Origin of the sequence: Bradyrhizobium sp. PRIMUS42, from assembly GCF_023006515.1 — a bacterium.
In the GTDB taxonomy this organism is placed as follows: Bacteria; Pseudomonadota; Alphaproteobacteria; order Rhizobiales; family Xanthobacteraceae; genus Bradyrhizobium.
On record NZ_JALBGZ010001323.1, the window covers coordinates 1 to 847 of the forward strand.

The 847-nt window shown below is 68.0% G+C and carries 1 protein-coding gene; it reads left to right on the forward strand.

The window, feature by feature from the left end:
- Positions 1-728 (forward strand): amylo-alpha-1,6-glucosidase (locus MOV75_RS40045; protein ID WP_369010503.1); only part of this gene is annotated, 728 nt, incomplete at its 5' end.
- Positions 729-847: the final 119 nt, after the last annotated feature.

Consider the following 847-nt stretch of genomic DNA (forward strand, 5'->3'; position numbering starts at 1 on the left):
AGCTCGAGGCCGAGGCCAGGGCGCTGGCCGAGCGCTTCGAGACGGCGTTCTGGTGCGAGGAGCTCGGCACCTATGCGCTCGCCCTCGACGGCAAGAAGCAGCCGTGCAAAGTGCGGACCTCGAACGCCGGTCAGGTCCTGTTCAGCGGCATGATCCGCGAGGACCGCGCCCGCCTTGTCGCAGCCGATCTGATGCGGCCGCATTTCTTCTCGGGCTGGGGCATCCGCACCGTCGCGCAAGGCGAGGTCCGTTACAACCCGATGTCCTATCATGACGGGTCGATCTGGCCGCACGACAACGCGCTGATCGCGCTCGGGCTTGCGCGCTACGGCCTCAAGCACTCGGTGGCGCATGTCTTCAAGGGACTGTTCGACGCGGCGACCTACATGGACCTGCGCCGGTTGCCCGAATTGTTCTGCGGCTTCCGGCGCGAAAAGCGGCGCGGCCCGACGCTCTATCCGGTCGCCTGTGCGCCGCAGGCCTGGGCCAGCGCGACGCCGTTCACACTGCTGGAAGCGGCCCTCGGCCTCGAATTCGACGTGGTGCGCGGCGAAATTCGTCTGCGCAACCCGCATCTGCCGACATTCCTCCACGAGGTGATCCTGCGCGACCTGCGCCTGGGCGAGTCCAGCGTCGATCTTCGCGTCAGCCGCCACGGCGACGACGTGGCGCTGGAGGTGTTGCGCACGCGCGGCCAGATCCAGGTCTCTATCGTGCTGGCGCGCTAGCGGCGCGCAAGGAGGGCGTCATGCGTGCGATCGGAGCATTGATCCTTGGCATAGTCATCGCCGCGAACCTGGCGGTCGCCACCTCGCGTGCCGCAGACGAGCCGCCCGCAGGCCCGAGT